At 36.3% G+C, this 17,837-nt stretch carries 10 protein-coding genes and 1 riboswitch; of the genes, 9 read left to right on the forward strand and 1 reads right to left on the reverse strand.

What is annotated here, in order from left to right; all coding sequences use genetic code 11:
- Positions 1-36 precede the first annotated feature (36 nt).
- The 8 genes from DDF69_RS05400 to pckA all read left to right on the forward strand — a co-directional run bounded on the left by DDF69_RS05400 (position 37) and on the right by pckA (position 13,905).
- Positions 37-2,883 (forward strand): SusC/RagA family TonB-linked outer membrane protein, encoded by a 2,847-nt coding sequence (locus tag DDF69_RS05400; protein WP_114819881.1) that lies wholly within the window; start codon positions 37-39, stop codon positions 2,881-2,883.
- 12 nt (positions 2,884-2,895) lie between these two features.
- On the forward strand, positions 2,896-4,665 hold the full coding sequence (locus DDF69_RS05405; protein ID WP_114819882.1) for a RagB/SusD family nutrient uptake outer membrane protein: 1,770 nt from the start codon (positions 2,896-2,898) through the stop codon (positions 4,663-4,665).
- A 92-nt stretch (positions 4,666-4,757) separates the two neighbouring features.
- On the forward strand, positions 4,758-6,695 hold the full coding sequence (locus DDF69_RS05410; protein ID WP_114819883.1) for a putative porin: 1,938 nt from the start codon (positions 4,758-4,760) through the stop codon (positions 6,693-6,695).
- A 12-nt stretch (positions 6,696-6,707) separates the two neighbouring features.
- A complete protein-coding gene (gene bshC, locus DDF69_RS05415) occupies positions 6,708-8,294 on the forward strand; it encodes a bacillithiol biosynthesis cysteine-adding enzyme BshC (RefSeq protein ID WP_114819884.1) in 1,587 nt (528 codons plus the stop codon).
- Between the two features lie 38 nt (positions 8,295-8,332).
- Positions 8,333-10,300 (forward strand): LysM peptidoglycan-binding domain-containing protein, encoded by a 1,968-nt coding sequence (locus DDF69_RS05420; RefSeq protein ID WP_228411928.1) that lies wholly within the window; start codon positions 8,333-8,335, stop codon positions 10,298-10,300.
- A gap of 70 nt (positions 10,301-10,370) precedes the next feature.
- Entirely contained in the window at positions 10,371-11,246 is an 876-nt protein-coding gene (gene fabD, locus DDF69_RS05425; protein WP_079240177.1) for an ACP S-malonyltransferase, read from the forward strand.
- A 9-nt stretch (positions 11,247-11,255) separates the two neighbouring features.
- The gene (locus DDF69_RS05430; protein WP_114819886.1) at positions 11,256-12,161 is read left to right on the forward strand and encodes a GYDIA family GHMP kinase; all 906 of its coding nucleotides are present in this window, start codon (positions 11,256-11,258) and stop codon (positions 12,159-12,161) included.
- A 127-nt stretch (positions 12,162-12,288) separates the two neighbouring features.
- Positions 12,289-13,905: a phosphoenolpyruvate carboxykinase (ATP) gene (pckA, locus tag DDF69_RS05435; protein WP_114819887.1), complete on the forward strand. Its 1,617-nt coding sequence runs from the start codon at positions 12,289-12,291 to the stop codon at positions 13,903-13,905.
- 149 nt (positions 13,906-14,054) lie between these two features.
- On the opposite strand, the gene DDF69_RS05440 is transcribed toward pckA, so the two are convergent.
- Complete coding sequence (locus DDF69_RS05440; protein ID WP_114819888.1) at positions 14,055-14,462, reverse strand: type II 3-dehydroquinate dehydratase; 408 nt, start codon at positions 14,460-14,462, stop codon at positions 14,055-14,057.
- 244 nt (positions 14,463-14,706) lie between these two features.
- Positions 14,707-14,805: riboswitch (SAM riboswitch) on the forward strand.
- Between the two features lie 83 nt (positions 14,806-14,888).
- Between DDF69_RS05440 and DDF69_RS05445 the strand changes: the two genes are divergently transcribed.
- A complete protein-coding gene (locus DDF69_RS05445; RefSeq protein WP_114819889.1) occupies positions 14,889-17,822 on the forward strand; it encodes a SusC/RagA family TonB-linked outer membrane protein in 2,934 nt (977 codons plus the stop codon).
- Positions 17,823-17,837 lie beyond the last annotated feature (15 nt).

Here is a 17,837-nt window from a genome sequence, read left to right on the forward strand (position 1 = left end):
CATATTTGCTCATTAAATATATTAAAATTTGTTAATATGAATGTTAAACTAAGTGTATTAACGGCTGGTGTCTTGTTTTTTTCAGGACAAGCTGTATTTGCTCAAACCGACACGACTAAAAATACCAAACAAATTGAGGAGGTAGTTGTTTTAGGGTATAGCAAAAAAAGTACCAAGGCTAAGTCTACTGCTGCATCAGTGACAATTGACTCTAAGGCTCTTGAGAATCGTCCGAATGTTTCGTTTATTAATTCTCTTCAAGGAAATGCTCCTGGTATCAGTATTAATTCAACTTCTGGATCACCAGGTTCTGGAAAGATTAATGTTATGGTGCGTGGTCTGTCTTCCATCAATGCATCGACAGATCCTCTTTACGTTATTGATGGATTAATTACTTCTGCATCCCAATTTAGAAACTTGAATCCAGAGGATATTGATAATATCAGTATTCTGAAGGATGCACAAGCTACTGCAATCTATGGTAACAGAGGGGCGAATGGTGTTGTTGTTATCAATACTAAAAATGCTAAATACAATAGTGGATTAAGAGTAACATACGACATGCTTACTTCATTCTCTGTATTACCTAAAACTAAATACAATATGTTAGGTGCAAAAGATTTATTGAATCTGGAACACCAATATGGAGTTGGAGATGGTGGAGATATGACTCAAGATGAAATTAATGCTTGGAAAACTGATACAGATTGGAATAAGCAATTCTTTCAGACAGCTATGTTACAACAACATACTTTAGGGATTACTGCCGGAGGGAAAAATATTAATAATTATACATCCTTAGGATACTTAAATACTGATGGAACATTCAGATCTACAGACTTCCAAAGATTTACTTTAAGAAATAACTTAACTGGTAAATCAGATAATGGAAAGCTGACTTTCGGAATGCAAATGGCTGTAGGATATTCTAAACGTCATCAGCTAGATCAGGAAACAAACGATAATATTTCTGCAAATATTATTCAAAACCCATTGTTCGGTTCTTTAAGAACACCAGGTTATTTAGAGCCATACCCATTCATTAATGGGCAGGATATGTTTAACCAGATCGGTGGAGCAGGAACAAATTACCCGGGTTGGGTTCTTGCTGATATTGTAAGAGGAGGAATTGTGAATTTATTCACTGAAACTTCAATACTAGCCAATGCGAATGTAAACTATAAAATTACAGATTGGTTATCTGTAGGAAACAGAACAGGTATGGATTTCAGAGAAAGTGACCGTACTTTTGCACGTAACCCTACAGGATATCTTTCCCTTGCAGCCAGAGCGTCAGGAGCTCAATACGGAGGTTTTGAACAGATGACAAATACAAAAGATTTGACATTTAACTCTGTATCTAATATTACTTTTGATAAAAAATTTGGTGAACATTCACTAACAGTTGCTGCTTATTTAGATTATCTGAAAGCTCATTATCTATTTAAGAGTAATACTCAGAATGGTTTAGATCCATTTAACTGGGCATTTGGTGCAGGAACTGGATATATTCCATTTAATCCGGCAACTCCATCTTTATATGTACCACAAGTATCTGCAGGTAAAATTAATGCAGGAACATTGGCTGTAATCGGAACATTAGAATATGATTATGCTGGTAAATATGGGGTAAGTGCAACAGTAAGAAGAGATGGATCTTATAGATTCCCTAAAGAAAACAGATGGGAAACATTCTGGTCAGTAGGAGGACGTTGGAATATTGAGAAAGAAAGCTTCCTTGAGGGGTCTACTGCTGTAAATATGTTAAAGCTTAGAGGATCTTACGGTACTACTGGTAACCAGAACTTAATACAACCAGCGAATAATGGTAACCCTTTATTTGTAGGTACAAACATTTATACTGACTTAATAGCTAGTAATACAGGATATATGAATTCTGTAGGATACAATGCTGTGATAGGTAACCCAAATGTTAAATGGGAAAAAGTAAGCCAGGCCAATATTGGAGTAGATTTTGGTTTGTTTAGAAATTTTGTAGAAGGTACTGTTGATGTTTATAGAAAAAAGACAGAAAGATTATTTAATTCGATCACATTATCTGCTGTTACAGGACAATATACAATCAATGGTAATAATGGAGAACTTGAAAATAAAGGTATTGAAGCTTCTTTAAGATTCAATATTCTGAAAAATCAGGACTACAGTGTTTCTATATTTGCAAACGGTGCTTACAATAAGAACAAGATTTTATCATTCGACGGAGCCGATCTTTCCGATGATAATGTAAATGCTGCAGGAGGTCCTATCGGACAATGGAATCTGTATCATTATGTAGGTGTTAACCCGGCTACTGGAGAGCAGCAATTTATTGGAAAAGATGGACAAGTGACAGAATCTCCTTCTCCAGATGATAAAGTATTGACAGGGAAATCTTATGTTCCTAAATTTACTGGAGGATTTGGTGTAAATGCTAATTACAAAGGATGGTTTGCTGATGTATTGTTTAGCTACCAAGCTGGAGGATGGATGTATGACAACGTTTATTCTTGGTTAATGGATCCTAGTTCATTAGGTACCGGAGCAAACTTTGCTGGGGATATCTTAAACTCTTGGACTCCTGATAATCCAAATACAAATATTCCGTCTATGACTGCAAATAATACAGGATTGGAAGGTTCTTCAGATAGATTCCTTTTCAAAACTGACTTTATTCGTCTGAAGAATATAACTTTTGGATATAACTTTAATAAAGATTTATTGAAAAATCTTCCTATTACAGGAATTAAAGTATTTGTTCAAGGTGAAAATTTAGCAACATTTACAAAGTGGAAAGGGTATGATCCTGAACCAATGTTTGCATATTCATTAGGTGTTTATCCAAATCCAAAAACGATTTCAGTAGGACTTAATGTGCAATTTTAATAATAAGTTGAAATGAAAAAATTAATTTTAAATATATCTATAATTGGTTCTGTTTTAGTTTCTTTAGGGACATTACAGAGCTGTAATGATGCAATTGAGACGAATTTGCAACCAGGAACTGTAGAGGACAATGGTGCTCCGTTTAAAACTACTGATGCCCTATACAATTATATGATGGGGAACGTATATGGGACATTAGAGCCTCAATATCCAATTCATGTTTCTGCAGTGCTTTCAGATGAAGTGAAACCAGGAGCGTCTAGTGGTGGGCAAGAATTTCAGTTACACCGTTACTTCTTAACTTCACAGGAGCCAAGAGTTGCAGAAATTTGGCAAAATAACTATGCTGTAATCAACCACGTTAACCGTTTGATTAGAGGTTCTGCTGGAATTACACCTGTTAGTACAGCAGACGCTACGAGATTAAAGCAAATTGTAGCTCAGGCAAGAGCGATGAGAGCGTATGCTTATCTGCAATTAGAGTCGCTATTTTCTACGAATATGACAGATCCTAATGCATTAGGGGTGATCTTGATTAAAGACGTACCTGAATTAAATACAAAATTACCAAGATCAAAAAATTCAGATATTTATGCATTTATTGAAGAAGATTTAACAGCAGCAAGAAGTGTTCTGACAGCTGAAGGAACTAATCAATATTTTATTGGTAAAAGTGCTGTTAATGCAATTTCTGCTAGATATTTCTTGTATAAAGGAGATTATGCAAAAGCTAAAACTTACGCACAAGCGGTAGTAGACGCAGCTGCCACTGGTGGTTTTCCATTAGCTAAAGCTACTCCTTTTACATTTGGACCTAATCCTGTAACTAGCTCTTACCACTCAGCAAACCCTACAGCGCAACCGAGAGATTATGTGGTTGATGGTCAGGAATTTCCTGCTACTATTACAATTACCGATGCAAATGGTAACCCACTTAATCAAGCTGTGGCAAATAACGGGAATGCATGGAGAAATGCATTTTACGGACAATTATCAACTAATGTAGGTACATCGTTCAATCCTTATCGTCAAATGTGGGTTGATCAGAATAGAGGAGAGTCTATCCTTTCTCTAGGACGTATTGCATTAGGTGGAAATGGGTTGCCTATTGGTGCTGTTTGGAATACGAATAGTTCTTCCCTTTCAGGTGCACCAATGTGGTTCTGGGGTCGTAACTTATATAACTTATTCCTAGAAGGCTACGGAGATGTAACAGGAGCAAATGTTGGTGCTAAAGGAGATATACGATTCCTTACTAATAGGGATCCTACTACTTCTCCTAATCCGAACTATGCAGCTTTATATCCTAATAACTTAGGTCAGACTAGATCTACCGATCGTTTAGTAGTTGATAAATATCCGGGTAAAGCAGGAACGAACACTAGAAATGATATTAAGCTTTTCAGACTTTCAGAAATGTACTTTATATTAGCTGAATGTGCAGTTAATGATGGTCAGCTTTCAACTGCTGCTAATTATATCAAAACTGTAAGAGACGCAAGAAACTTTAGAGGTACAACTACTGCTCCGACTTATGCTAGTGCACAAGCTGCATGGGCTGATGTCTTAAAAGAAAGACGTATAGAGCTTGCTCTTGAAGGGCATCGTTATATTGACCTTAAGCGTCTGGCGGTTAAAGCTGGTACAAAAATGGATAGAAACAATACAGATGATATTGTATTAACTTCTAATCTGGAGAACGGTGATTACAGATATACACTACCAGTGCCATTATCTGAGATTTCTGCAAATCCAAATGCACAACAAAACCCTGGTTATTAATCATACAATAATCATATTATACAGAACCCCTGCTCAAAGCAGGGGTTTTTTATGTCCTTTTATTTCTTATTTTTGCTGTACAATAATGAATAATGAAGTACATCCTTTTCATACTCTTCTCTTTAGGTTTTGCAGCCAAGGCTCAGGTCGTGAATAAAGCAGAGACTAAACCTCAATCCCAAAAAGAAGACACTCTTGTGATAGATTCCGGGAAAAAAGATTCCCTGAAAATTTTCAAACCTACTATTAATGATTACCAGTATCAGACCCAGTTTTCTGAAAAGAAAGTTTTTGATACGGTAATGACTTTTGATAAAACCTATATCTTTTCACAGCAAAATAATAAAGACAATTTCGGAAGAATACAGCCTGCCAATATTGGATCAGGATTTAATCCCCTTGTATTCGAAGTCAATGCGGAGGAAAATCTTTCCCTATTGCCATCCAATAAATCTTACATGATTATTGGAGCCAATGATGTGAAATACTATGATGTAAAAACACCTACTGCATCATTTATTTATCATAATGCTATGCGAAACGGGGCTGCTTTAAAGTCTACCTATACTCAGAATATCGGAAAAAGATTCAATTTTGCTTTAGAATATATGGGGCTTCGTTCGCAGGGACTTTACAGAAATTCCTTGTCAGCGAATAACAATACTTTATTTTCGGGACACTATGTTTCCAAAAGTGGGAATTATGAACTTTTTGCCCATTATCTTCATCAGAATGTAAATAATCAGGAAAGTGGAGGGATTACCGAAGATAATCTGTTTCAAAGTGGAGACAGCAATTATAGCAACAGACAAAATGCGCAGGTAAATCTCGCATCTTCAAGCTCTCAGTTTTCTTACAGAAGATACTATCTGAGTCATCAGTTTACGCCCTTTAATTCTGAGAAATTTCCTTTTAGTATAAGACATATTCTTTCTCATCAGGGAAACAAATATTACTATAACCAAACTGCTTTGGAGCCTTATTGGTATGATGATCCTGCTGAATTGGTAAATGGCTTTCCACTGACAACCAAAAAATACTCCGAGAATTTCAGTAATACCGTAAGCTTGATTTTTAATAATGAAAAATTCAAACTGGATGCCGGGGTACGTTATCAGATAATCAAATTCGGAATAAGAGATGTTGTTGCACTCAACAATGTACCTTTTCCGGGTGAGCTGAAAGAAAACAGAATCGGAGCTGTAGGAAACCTGCAGGTAAAACTTTGGGATAAAATTCAATTGAATTCATTCCTTGAGTTTTCAAACGGAAGTCAGTTTAAAAGTTATCTGAAGACAACCAATAATCTGAAGTTTGAGCCTATCAAAGATTATTTCGTGAATGCAAAGGTAAACTTCCAAAGTGCATATCCTTCATTCAATTATCTATTGAATACTTCTGTTTATAATAACTTCAATTATTATCTTGAAAATGCAAAAAACCAGTCTGTAATGGAAGTGGGAGGAAGCATTAATCTGAAATGGTTTAAAACTGAAATTTTCGCCAATTATTTCAGAATCGATAACTATACATACTTTGACAGCAATGGAAGCCCGAAACAAAGTGACAATTCAGTGAATATTTCTCAGATTGGAGGTGATGCTACATTCAGCTTCAACAAATTCCATCTGAATACAAGAGTGCATTTCCAGAATACCTTAACGAACAAAGATCTGCTTCCAATGCCAGGTTTCATCGGGAGAGCCAATTTCTTCTATCAGACCCAGGCTTTCAAAAAAGCAGCAGAAATTCAGGCAGGTGTTAAAGTATACTATTTCTCTAAGTTTGCATCAAGAGACTATTTCCCTGTTCTTAATGAATATATCCTTCCAAGAGCAGATTCATTTTCAATTGGAGGACAGCCTATTGCCGATATTTATATTAATATGAAAGTGAAAAAAATGTTCTTTTTCATAGAAGGACAGCAGATAGGAACTGTTATTTCCAATAATAAAGCATATGCATTTCCACATTATCCGGTGTATGATTTCAGATTGAATATCGGAATCGTGTGGTATTTGTTCAACTAAAAACGATACAGGTTGAAAACAATTAATAAAATATCATTTAACGATATAGAAAGTATTCCTCAGCTGGTAAAAGATTTTTTAAATCAGAAAATTGAGGGTTTTGAAAATAATACATTTTCCTTAGAACATTTCAGACAGCAGATTCATCTGAAGAAAGATTCTTTCACCTCTGAAAAAAGAAGCATTTTAGCTGATGTGTTTGAAGGACAATCAGAAAACTTTTCTCTTTCTTCAAAGCAGAGAGAAAATCTTGAGAATCTTAAACTGCCTAACACATTTACGATAACAACAGGACATCAGTTGAACCTGTTTTCAGGGCCTGTTTTCTTTGTGTATAAAATTCTTCAGACCATAAAGACATGTACCTATCTGAAGGAAAACTTTCCGGATTTTAATTTTGTTCCGGTGTATTGGATGGCTTCAGAGGATCATGACTTTGCGGAGATCAATCATTTTAAAACCGAAAATAACTATTACGAAACCAACGAAAAATCCGGAGGTCCTGTAGGGAGAATTGAAATCAGTGACACCTATTTTATTTCGGAATTTGAAAAAGAATTCAAAGATTCTATTTTCGGTACAGAGCTGATCTTAATGATGAAGGAAGCTTATAAAGCTGGAAACACTTTAACGCAAGCTATTAAGATTCTTGTCAACCGTCTTTTCTCAGAATTCGGACTTTTGATTCTGGATGGAGATTCTAAAGAACTTAAAAACCTGATGAAGGAGATTTTTAAAGATGAACTTCTTCATTGCAGCTTACAGAAAACTTCTGAAGATAAAGTAAAGTTTCTTACAGAAAAATATGGAAAAGTTCAGGTAAACCCACGTGAAATAAATCTTTTCTACCTTTCTGAAACGAGAGACAGAATAGAATTTAACGGACAGAAGTATAGTATTGTAGATAAGCCTATCCAGTTTACAGAAGAAGAAATTCTTGCAGAATTGGAAAACCACCCTGAGAAATTCAGTCCAAATGCATTGATGCGCCCGGTATATCAGGAAAATGTACTTCCTAATTTAGCCTATATCGGTGGCAATGCTGAAATCATGTACTGGCTGGAATTGAAAGATTATTTCTCAAAAATTAATATCCCGTTCCCAATTCTGATTCCCAGAAACTCTATGCTTTTTCTGAAAGAAAAAACATTGGGAAAAATTGAGAAACTTGATCTTAAAATTGAAGATTTTTTTCAGAACTTCACCGTACTTACCAATCAGAAGATTTTGAAAGATAGCCCAATTTTACAATTATTGGATGAGAAAGAAGAATTATTGATCAACAATTTTTCTGCATTGAGAGCTTCAGCAGAAACCACTGAGAAATCTTTCGGGAACATGGTGAAGGCGGAAGAAGTACGACAATTAAAATCATTTAAAAGAATGAAAAAACGTCTGCTTCATGCTGAAAAAATAAAACAAAATGAATTGCTGGAACGGCTTGAAAATCTGTTTTTAGATGTTCATCCCGCAAAAACATGGCAGGAGAGAGTCTATAACTTTAGTGTATTCTTTTCAGATTATGGCTATTCGTGGCTTGAAAATTGTTTGGAAGAAATGGTGGTTCAAGATTCAAAATTAATAATTGTTGCCATTTAATTTTAAAGAAGTATTTTTGTAAATTATAATTATCGAATATGATAAAGAGGTTTTTTATTCTATCCAGTTTATGTATGGTTTTGGGAGTTTCAGCCCAGAAATCACATACGGTTGTGCAAGGTGATAATCCTTACAATATTGCCAAAAAGTATGGAATGACTGTAGATGAATTGCTGAAGCTAAACCCAAAACATAAAGATGGCAAACTGGCGATCGGTGATGTTTTAACTATAAAATCAGATAAAGCTGCCACTCCGGTTGTAACAAAAGCAGTTCCGGTAGAAAAAGCAACTTCAACAACAAGTGCTTCTTCTTTGGGTAAAATTGTTTTACTGCCAAAACAAACGATCTATGGCATTACAAAACAATACAGAATTTCTGAAACTGATTTAAGAAAGCTGAATCCAGAACTGGATTCTCACATGAAAATCGGAGACGAAATTACCTTACCTCTTGCCAGCATTAAAAAATATGGTGGTGAGCAACAGGCTGTGACGGCAGAAAAACATACCGAACCCGCTGTAGAAAAAAACACAACTACGATGAACCCTACAACGGTTACCCCTGCTGTAGAAGGAGAGTCTTATGTGATTCAGGCGAAAGATAATTATTACAGAATTACAAAACAGTTTGGCATCAGCCAGCAGGACCTTTATGCTTTAAATCCGGGATTGGAAGAAAAAGGACTGAAACCTGGGGATACCATTAAAATAAAAAGAACAAATACAACTGCCAATACTGATGCCGTTGCAGAAACTACCAATCCAAAAGCAAAAATGGATTCCGGGAACGAAAAATCAACAGCTGCCTCCAATGTTGCAGTAGGTGATGATTATGTAACCTACACCGTTCAGCAGGGAGATACAGTATTCTCTATTGTTAATAAATTCGGTGTTTCTATTGATGAACTTATAGCACTGAATCCGGATCTCTCACACGGTTTGAAAACCGGGATGGTTCTAAAAATCAAAAAGCAGGATGCAGCATACGTGAAGAAAAACGGTGATGCTCTAAGTGTGATCTTAATGCTTCCTTTTGGGTACAGTACCAACGAAACCCAATACAGAGGAATGGCACTCGACTTTTTGACAGGAGCTAAACTGGCGATTGAAAGAAATGCAAGAGGAGGACAAAAGCTGGATATCAAAGTTGTAGATTCAGGAAATGAAGCTTCGTTCAAAAACTCTTTAACGCAGATCAATCCTGATAATACAGATCTTATTATCGGACCTTTCTTTAAGTCCAATGTCATTGATGTTCTTGATTTTACCAAAAATCAGAAAATTCCGGTTGTAGCACCATTTGCCAACTCTCCGGAACTCTATAACTACAGTAACCTTATTATCGTAGAAACAAACAATCAGACATATGCTGATAAGATTGTAGAAGAAGTAAAAGGAATTTATTCAGATCAGAAAATATATATAGTGGCAGATGCTAAAAAAGAAGATGCCAATTATATCAAAGCCGGCCTTGAAAAAGCGGTGAAAAACCCTAATATTATAATTGTTAATTCCCCGGCAGATATTCAGCCGGATCAGAATATGATGACAGGGCAGTCTGCACCGGTTATTGCTATTTTAGCGAATGACGATAACGCTGCAGGAGATGCTTTTGCCAACAGAATGATTGCGATGTCCAAAGAAGTTCAGGGAATAAAAGCCTTTAGTATGTTCTATTCTCCTGTTTTTGAAAAGAAAGTGGATGAGCTGAGCCAGGCAAGTCTTGTATATCTGATGGATAGAAAGATTAACACCGACGGTAGCTTTGAGAAAGAAATTCTGGCAGCTTATAAAACTAAATACTGCAAAACTCCACCTAAATACGCGATCGTAGGTTTTGATGTGGTAAATGACATGTTAACCAGAGAAAATAAAAAAGGAGAAATCTTTAAACAAATGAATAAAGTTCAGACTCAGCTTGCTACCAAATTTGAGTTTGTAAAATCCAAAGCTAACGGTGCTTATGTAAATACCGGTTACAGAGTAATCAGGTTAGTACCTTAAATGATTTATAGCTATTTAAAAGAATATTGTTAACATTATAGTTATATTTGCATAATATTTAATTCAATACATGAAAGCACTTGTATTTCCAGGGCAGGGTTCTCAGTTCGTAGGAATGGGAAAAGAATTGTATGATTCTAGAAAAGATATTAAAGATCTGATGGAATCTGCCAATGAAATTTTAGGTTTCGACATTCTTTCCATTATGTTTAACGGTACGGATGCGGATCTTAAGAAAACAGAGGTTACCCAGCCTTCAATATTTATACATTCAGTAGCAGCATTAAAAGCCGTAAATGGTCTTGGTGCTGAAATGGTAGCAGGACACTCTTTAGGAGAGTTTTCAGCTTTAGTTGCCAATGGAGTTTTATCCTTTGATGACGGTTTGAAATTAGTTTCTGAAAGAGCAAAAGCGATGCAGGAAGCTTGTGATGCCAATCCAAGTTCTATGGCAGCTATCTTAGGATTAGACGATGCTAAGGTTGAAGAAATCTGTGCACAGATCAGCGGAATTGTTGTTCCTGCAAATTATAACTGCCCGGGGCAATTGGTTATCTCAGGAGAAACTCCTGCAGTAGAAGAAGCTTGCGCAAAACTGAAAGAAGCAGGAGCGAAGAGAGCATTATTATTACCCGTAAACGGAGCTTTCCACTCACCTTTAATGCAGCCTGCACAGGAAAGACTGGCCGCAGCTATTGAAAAAACAAAATTCAGAAAAGCAACTATTCCTGTATACCAGAATATCACGACAACAGCGGTAACCAATCCTGATGAGATCAAACAAAACCTGATCGCTCAGCTTACCGGTCCTGTAAAATGGACACAGTCTGTTCAGAATATGATTAAAGATGGTGCTTCTAATTTCGTAGAAGTAGGACCAGGAAAAACCCTTCAGGGATTGATCAAGAAAATTGACGGATCAGTAGAAGCTACTTCTGCAATCTAAACAAAAAATATGAACGCGATATTTTCACCGGGAAAGCTTATGCTTACTTCAGAATATTTCGCAATAGATGGAGCTCTTGTCTTAGCGGTACCTACCAGGCTGGGACAAGAGTTTTTCTTTGAAGAAAAAGAAGATGGAAAATCTCTTATTCTTTGGGAGGCCTATCATCAGAATACCCTATGGTTGAAGGCTGTCATTGATTATAAAACCTGGCAGATCTTAGAAACCAATATTCCATCAAGCGCTGAATTTATTACCAAAACATTACTAAATGTTCAGCAGCTTTCTAATAGTAAATTCAAAACCAACCTTACTTATCATTTAAAAACCAATCTTCAGTTTCCAGCAGACTATGGGCTCGGAAGCAGTTCTACCCTGATGAACAATCTTGCAGAATGGGCCGGAATAGATCCTTTTTACCTTAATACAATCAGTTTGGGTGGCAGCGGATACGATATCGCTGTGGCAAAAGAAAAATCTGCCATACTTTTTCAAAGTAAACCTGAGATAAAATATGAGAAAGTAGATTTTAATCCTTCTTTTAAAAATGAACTGATTTTTATTCATTTAAACCAGAAGCAGGATAGTAGAGAAGGAATCAATTTTTACAAGTCCAAAAAGAAGTCTCCGGAATTGGTTAATGAATTTTCAGATCTCACAAAAAAAATATTATTATGCAATGAATTGGAAAATTTTTCCGAATTAATGATGATTCATGAGCATAAAATAGCCGATTTTCTTGAAATTCTCACAGTTAAGGAAAGATTATTCCCAGATTGCCCTTCATTTGTTAAAAGTTTAGGTGCATGGGGTGGAGATTTTGTAATGAGTGCCAAATTTGGGGACTATAAGAACTATTTTTGGGAGAAAGGTTTTCCCACTGTTTTGGAATGGGAAAATATAATTAGCTTGTAATCAGACATTTGCAATCCTGTTTTTTTATTTGTCATTCTGACTTATATCAGTATATTTAAACCACCTTTAACAAATAATTAATATTATTTTTGTTGAAAGCAATAAAGAAATAGAAAATATAAGTAAAATGAAAAACACTAAAATCATCCAGGATTTAGAGAAATTACGGATTAAAGGAAACTATGAAGTAGTGTATAATCCTTCTTACGAAGAATTATATCAGGCTGAAGTTTCTCCTGAAAATCAGGGGTTTGAGAAAGCTGAGCTTACAGAATCAGGCGCAGTATCAGTAAAAACAGGAATTTTCACAGGTCGTTCACCTAAAGACAGATATATTGTTCAGGATGATGTTACAAGAGATACAATTTTCTGGGATGGTAAAGTAAACTTACCTACAACAGCAGAAATTTTCGGTTCTTGTAAAGAACTAGTGATGAACCAGCTTTCTGAAGCTAAGAAGATTTATGTAGTAGATGCATTCTGTGGTACAAATGCAGATACAAGACTTAAAGTAAGATTTATTGTTGAAGTTGCATGGCAGGCACATTTTGTGACGAACATGTTTATCCGTCCTTCTCACTATGAACTGGAAAACTTTGGTGAGCCGGATTTCACAGTAATCAACGGATCAAAAACTACCAACCCGAACTGGGAAGCTCAGGGGTTACACTCTGAAAACTTTATCATGTTCAACCTTACTGAAAAACTACAGATCATCGGAGGTACCTGGTACGGAGGTGAGATGAAGAAAGGAATGTTTGCGATGATGAACTATTACCTTCCATTAAAAGGGATGGCTTCTATGCACTGTTCTGCCAACGTAGGAGAAAAAGGGGATGTTGCTTTATTCTTTGGTCTTTCAGGAACAGGTAAAACTACTTTATCGGCAGATCCTAAAAGATACCTTATCGGTGACGATGAGCACGGATGGGATCATAACGGAGTATTCAACTATGAAGGAGGATGCTACGCTAAAGTAATTGACTTATCAGAAGAAAAAGAACCGGATATTTTCAGAGCGATCAAAAGAGATGCACTTCTTGAAAACGTTGTTATTAACAATGGAGTAGCAGATTATACGGATGGATCTATCACAGAAAATACAAGAGTTTCTTATCCAATCTATCATATCAACAAAATTGTATTGCCTTCTAAAGCAGGTCATGCCAAGAAGATTGTTTATCTTTCAGCGGATGCATTCGGAGTACTTCCTCCGGTTTCTATCCTGAATGAAGATCAGGCTCAGTACCACTTCCTTTGCGGTTATACCTCAAAATTAGCCGGAACTGAAAGAGGAATTACAGAACCACAACCATCTTTCTCACCTGCATTTGGAGAAGCATTCCTTACATTACACCCAACAATGTATTCTAAAACATTGATCGGAAAAATGCAGGAGCACGGAGCTAAAGCATATTTGGTGAACACAGGTTGGAATGGTACTGGAAAGAGAATTTCTCTTAAAGATACCAGAGCAATCATTGATGCCATCATTGACGGTTCTATTGACAATGCTCCTAAAACTCAGGTTCCAATTATGAATCTTGAGATTCCTACTGAATTGCCAAACGTTTCTACAGGTATTTTAGATCCTAGACATACGTATGAGAATGCTTCAGAATGGGAAGAAAAAGCAAAAGATCTTGCTTCAAGATACATCAAGAACTTTGAGCAGTATTGTGATACTGAAGAAGGTAAGAAATTAGTAGCTTCGGGACCTCAATTACAGGAACAAACTATCTAATAGTTACCTATCAACATACAAAAAGCCTCATCATCGATGAGGCTTTTTTATTTTTTCTCTTAGAGGAATTATTGTATGATTCCCTGTTTACATTTACACAAAAAAATCTGTGAAATCGGTGTGATCTGCGGGAAAATATAAGTTAAAAATTACTTCAAGCTCAATAAAGCCAATCTATAACCATCCATTCCAAAACCAGATAAAACCGCATCTGTATTGGCTGCCGTCACAGATTTCTGTCGGAATTCTTCTCTTTTATAAATGTTACTGATATGTACTTCTACTTTTGGCTTTCGAATATTTTTCAAGCAATCAGCAATAGCGTAAGAATAATGAGTAAAAGCTCCCGGGTTAATTACTACGGCATCAAAATCATCCTCCTGAAGTCTGTTGATAAGTTCTCCCTCAATATTAGACTGATAATATGTTAATTCATGAGTCTGAAACTCGGATCTTAAATTTTCCAAATAGCTTTCCATAGAGACATTTCCATAGATTTCCGGTTCTCTTGTGCCCAACAGATTAAGGTTAGGGCCATTGATGATTAAAACTTTCATTCTATAAAATTAAAAAGTTTTTTTAATTAATTACATAAAAAATAAGTGATGCTGAATTTTTATTCCATTGAATTATTGATAATGATATTTATCATGTGTGAGAAAATGATAATAGTCGCAACTCCTTATTGTAATGGGTTTTATTAAAATTTTATGTTAATTATTAAAATATTATCATGAAAAATAAATAAGTCTACTTGTTTTGTAGACTAAAAGTTTTTAGCTTTGCAACCATATTTCGATCGGCTTATAAAGAAAGATGGAGGGAACTGACCCTGTGAAATCTTAACAACCTACCCGTGGGGCAAGGTGTTACGTTCAGCCTTTTAAGGAAAAATAAGCATTTGGTTTATCGTATTTATCGATGCCCTTTGCTGACTTTTTTGCAAAGGGCAAAATTTTAGTATATGATAAACAAAATTGATTATGATTAGTAAAAAATTATTTAGTGCACAGGTATGGATTCCTCCGGTTGCTGCTTTCTTTCTGGGAGTCACAAGTGTAAATGCACAGAATTCCAGACTGAAAAAAGATAGCCTTCATGAAAAGGAACTTGATGAAGTCGTAGTGGTAGCTTACGGAAAAGCTAAAAGAAATAGCTACACCGGTTCGGTTGCTACCATTTCCAGCGATAAAATCAATAACAGACCTGTCACCAATATTACCAAAGCATTGGAAGGGCAGGTCGCAGGGATTCAGACGACCAGTGCATCAGGGCAGCCAGGTGCCGTTTCTACCATTCGAATCAGGGGAATTGGCTCCATCAGTGCTTCCAGTGATCCTTTATATGTAGTAGACGGAATTCCTTTCGATGGAAATCTAAACTCTATCAGCCCAAGCGATATTGAATCCATCAGTGTTCTGAAAGATGCTACAGCAAGTGCTTTATATGGTTCAAGAGGAGCAAACGGGATCATCATCATTACTACAAAATCAGGTAAAAAAGGAGAAGCCAGAGTTAATTTTAATATCAGTCAGGGATTCTCCGGAAGAGCTGTAAAAGACTATGAACAGGTAAACACAGATCAGTACTTTCAATTATACTGGGAAGCATTAAGAAACGGATATCAGTCCGGGAAAGTTTCTTCCCAGCAGGCTGCACAAATGGCAACGGATAATCTTGTTTCTACCCTTGGAATCAATCCCTATGGAACAGCTTATCCAAAACCTGTAGGAACAGATGGAAAACTATTGCCTGGTGCTTCACCACTCTGGAATGACGACTGGAGAGATATTTTACAGAGAGTGGCCTCAAGAAACCAGGTGGATCTTGATATCAGCGGAGGAAGTGATAAAAGTAATTACTTCTTTTCCCTTGGTTATCTGGACGACAAAGGTATGGCTATTGAGTCTGGTTTTAAAAGATATAATACAAGGCTTAAAATTAATTCCGAAGTAAAAAAATGGCTGAATGTTGGAGTCAACTTAAACTATACCAATAGTATTCAGCAGGCACCAACTTCTTCAGATTCCAAGGCGAGTAATATCATCAATGCCGCAAGGTTTATTCCTTCATTCTATCCTTATTATGAAAGAAATGCTGACGGAACTTATGTTTTGGATGCCGACGGAAATCCTATTTATGATTTTGGAAAGTACAGGCCAACGAATGCGCTTCAAAATCAAAATGCTGCAGCAACTTTGCCATTAGATAAAAACGAAAATAAAGAAGATAACTTTTCAGGAAAAGGATTCATGGAATTCATTTTCTTGCCGGAGTTAAAATTCAAGACAAGCTTTTCTGTTGATTTGGTGAATTATAACGGACATTATTATTCAAATCCATTACTAGGACAAGGCGCGGAAATTGGAGGTTCAGTGACGAAAACGAATACCAGAACACTTTCCTATACAACCAGCAATATTCTGACGTACGATAAAAAGTTTGGAAAACACCATGTGAATGCATTGGCAGGGCATGAATTTTATAAATACGATTATCAGACCATTTCAGGAACAAGAAGCCAGTTTTCACTGCCTTATTATTATGAGCCGGATGCGGCTTCTTTACTAGGAAGTTTCAGCGGGAACAGTAATAAATTAAGCTTATTGAGTTTTCTGGGAAAAGTAGAGTATGATTATAACAATACTTACTTCTTATCTGCTTCAGGAAGGGCGGACAGCTCTTCTAGATTTGAAAAAGATAACAGGTGGGGAAGATTCTGGTCAGTAGGAGGTTCATGGAAAATTTCGAACGAGGAATTTATTAAAAACCTGAATGTTTTCAATCAATTGACATTGCGTGCCAGTTATGGAGGTCAGGGGAATGATAAATTACTTAGGCCCAACGGACAACCGCTTTATTACGCGTATCAGGAACTATACAGATTTATCAGTCTTGGTGGAGAACCGGGAACAACCCTTGAAAAAACATCAACCAATAACGTGAAGTGGGAAACCAACCTTAATTTAAACGTAGGATTGGAATTCGCTGTTCTGAATAACAGGATTAAAGGTAATATTGAATATTTCAAAAGACAAAGCCAGGATCTTCTGTTTAACATGCCGGTGGCACCATCATTGGGAATCAGTGATTACCCTGCTAATATCGGAACGATTCAGAATACAGGATTTGAATTTTCATTATTTACAACACCGGTTAAGAATGATAATTTCCAATGGAATGTAGATGTGAACTTAAGTACTTTAAACAATAAAGTAACAAAATTACCTGGTGGTTCTCTTGTGGTAGGAACTAAGCTGTTAACGGTAGGAGGTTCTGTGTACGATTTCTTTATTCCGGAATGGGTTGGAGTAGACCCAAGCAATGGAAAGCCATTGTGGAAAACAGTTTCTACCGATGCCAACGGAAATTCAGTGGAAGGAACGACTTCGGAATATTCAAAAGCTACAAAACTGTTACAGGGTTCCGCGTTGCCTAAACTTACAGGAGGAATCAGCACAAGCATCACCTATAAGAATTTTGATTTTTCAGGATTATTGACATTTAAAATCGGAGGTAAAATTTTAGATACCGATTATACTTCCATCATGCATAACGGAAGTGCCGGAGGACGTGCATGGAGTTCTGAAATACTGAACAGATGGACACCGGATAATCCGTATACAGATGTTCCTGCATTAAGTACCACAACGAATAACTGGACATCAACCTCTTCAAGATTCCTTTACTCCGGAACGTATGCAAGGCTTAAAAATGTAAGCTTAGGATATACACTTCCTGAGGATTATTTTGAGAAAATAGGACTGAAAAAATTCAGAATTTATATCCAGGCAGAAAACCTTCTGACCTTCTATAAACATAAAGGAATGGATCCTGAGCAGGCTTTGGACGGAACCACGTATTACAGATATCCTGCGATGAGAACGATCACTTTTGGTCTTCAGGCAACGCTTTAACCTTTAAAATTGAAA

It is taken from the genome of Chryseobacterium sp. KLBC 52, assembly GCF_003347605.1.
Lineage (GTDB): Bacteria > Bacteroidota > Bacteroidia > Flavobacteriales > Weeksellaceae > Chryseobacterium.

Bases quoted from the DNA above. Each gene is read 5' to 3' on its own strand.
- DDF69_RS05400 (WP_114819881.1), top strand. From the start codon at position 37: ATGAATGTTAAACTAAGTGTATTAACGGCTGGTGTCTTGTTTTTTTCA.
- DDF69_RS05405 (WP_114819882.1), top strand. From the start codon at position 2,896: ATGAAAAAATTAATTTTAAATATATCTATAATTGGTTCTGTTTTAGTT.
- DDF69_RS05410 (WP_114819883.1), top strand. From the start codon at position 4,758: ATGAAGTACATCCTTTTCATACTCTTCTCTTTAGGTTTTGCAGCCAAG.
- DDF69_RS05420 (WP_228411928.1), top strand. From the start codon at position 8,333: ATGATAAAGAGGTTTTTTATTCTATCCAGTTTATGTATGGTTTTGGGA.
- fabD (WP_079240177.1), top strand. From the start codon at position 10,371: ATGAAAGCACTTGTATTTCCAGGGCAGGGTTCTCAGTTCGTAGGAATG.
- DDF69_RS05430 (WP_114819886.1), top strand. From the start codon at position 11,256: ATGAACGCGATATTTTCACCGGGAAAGCTTATGCTTACTTCAGAATAT.
- pckA (WP_114819887.1), top strand. From the start codon at position 12,289: ATGAAAAACACTAAAATCATCCAGGATTTAGAGAAATTACGGATTAAA.
- DDF69_RS05440 (WP_114819888.1), bottom strand. From the start codon at position 14,462: ATGAAAGTTTTAATCATCAATGGCCCTAACCTTAATCTGTTGGGCACA.
- DDF69_RS05445 (WP_114819889.1), top strand. From the start codon at position 14,889: ATGATTAGTAAAAAATTATTTAGTGCACAGGTATGGATTCCTCCGGTT.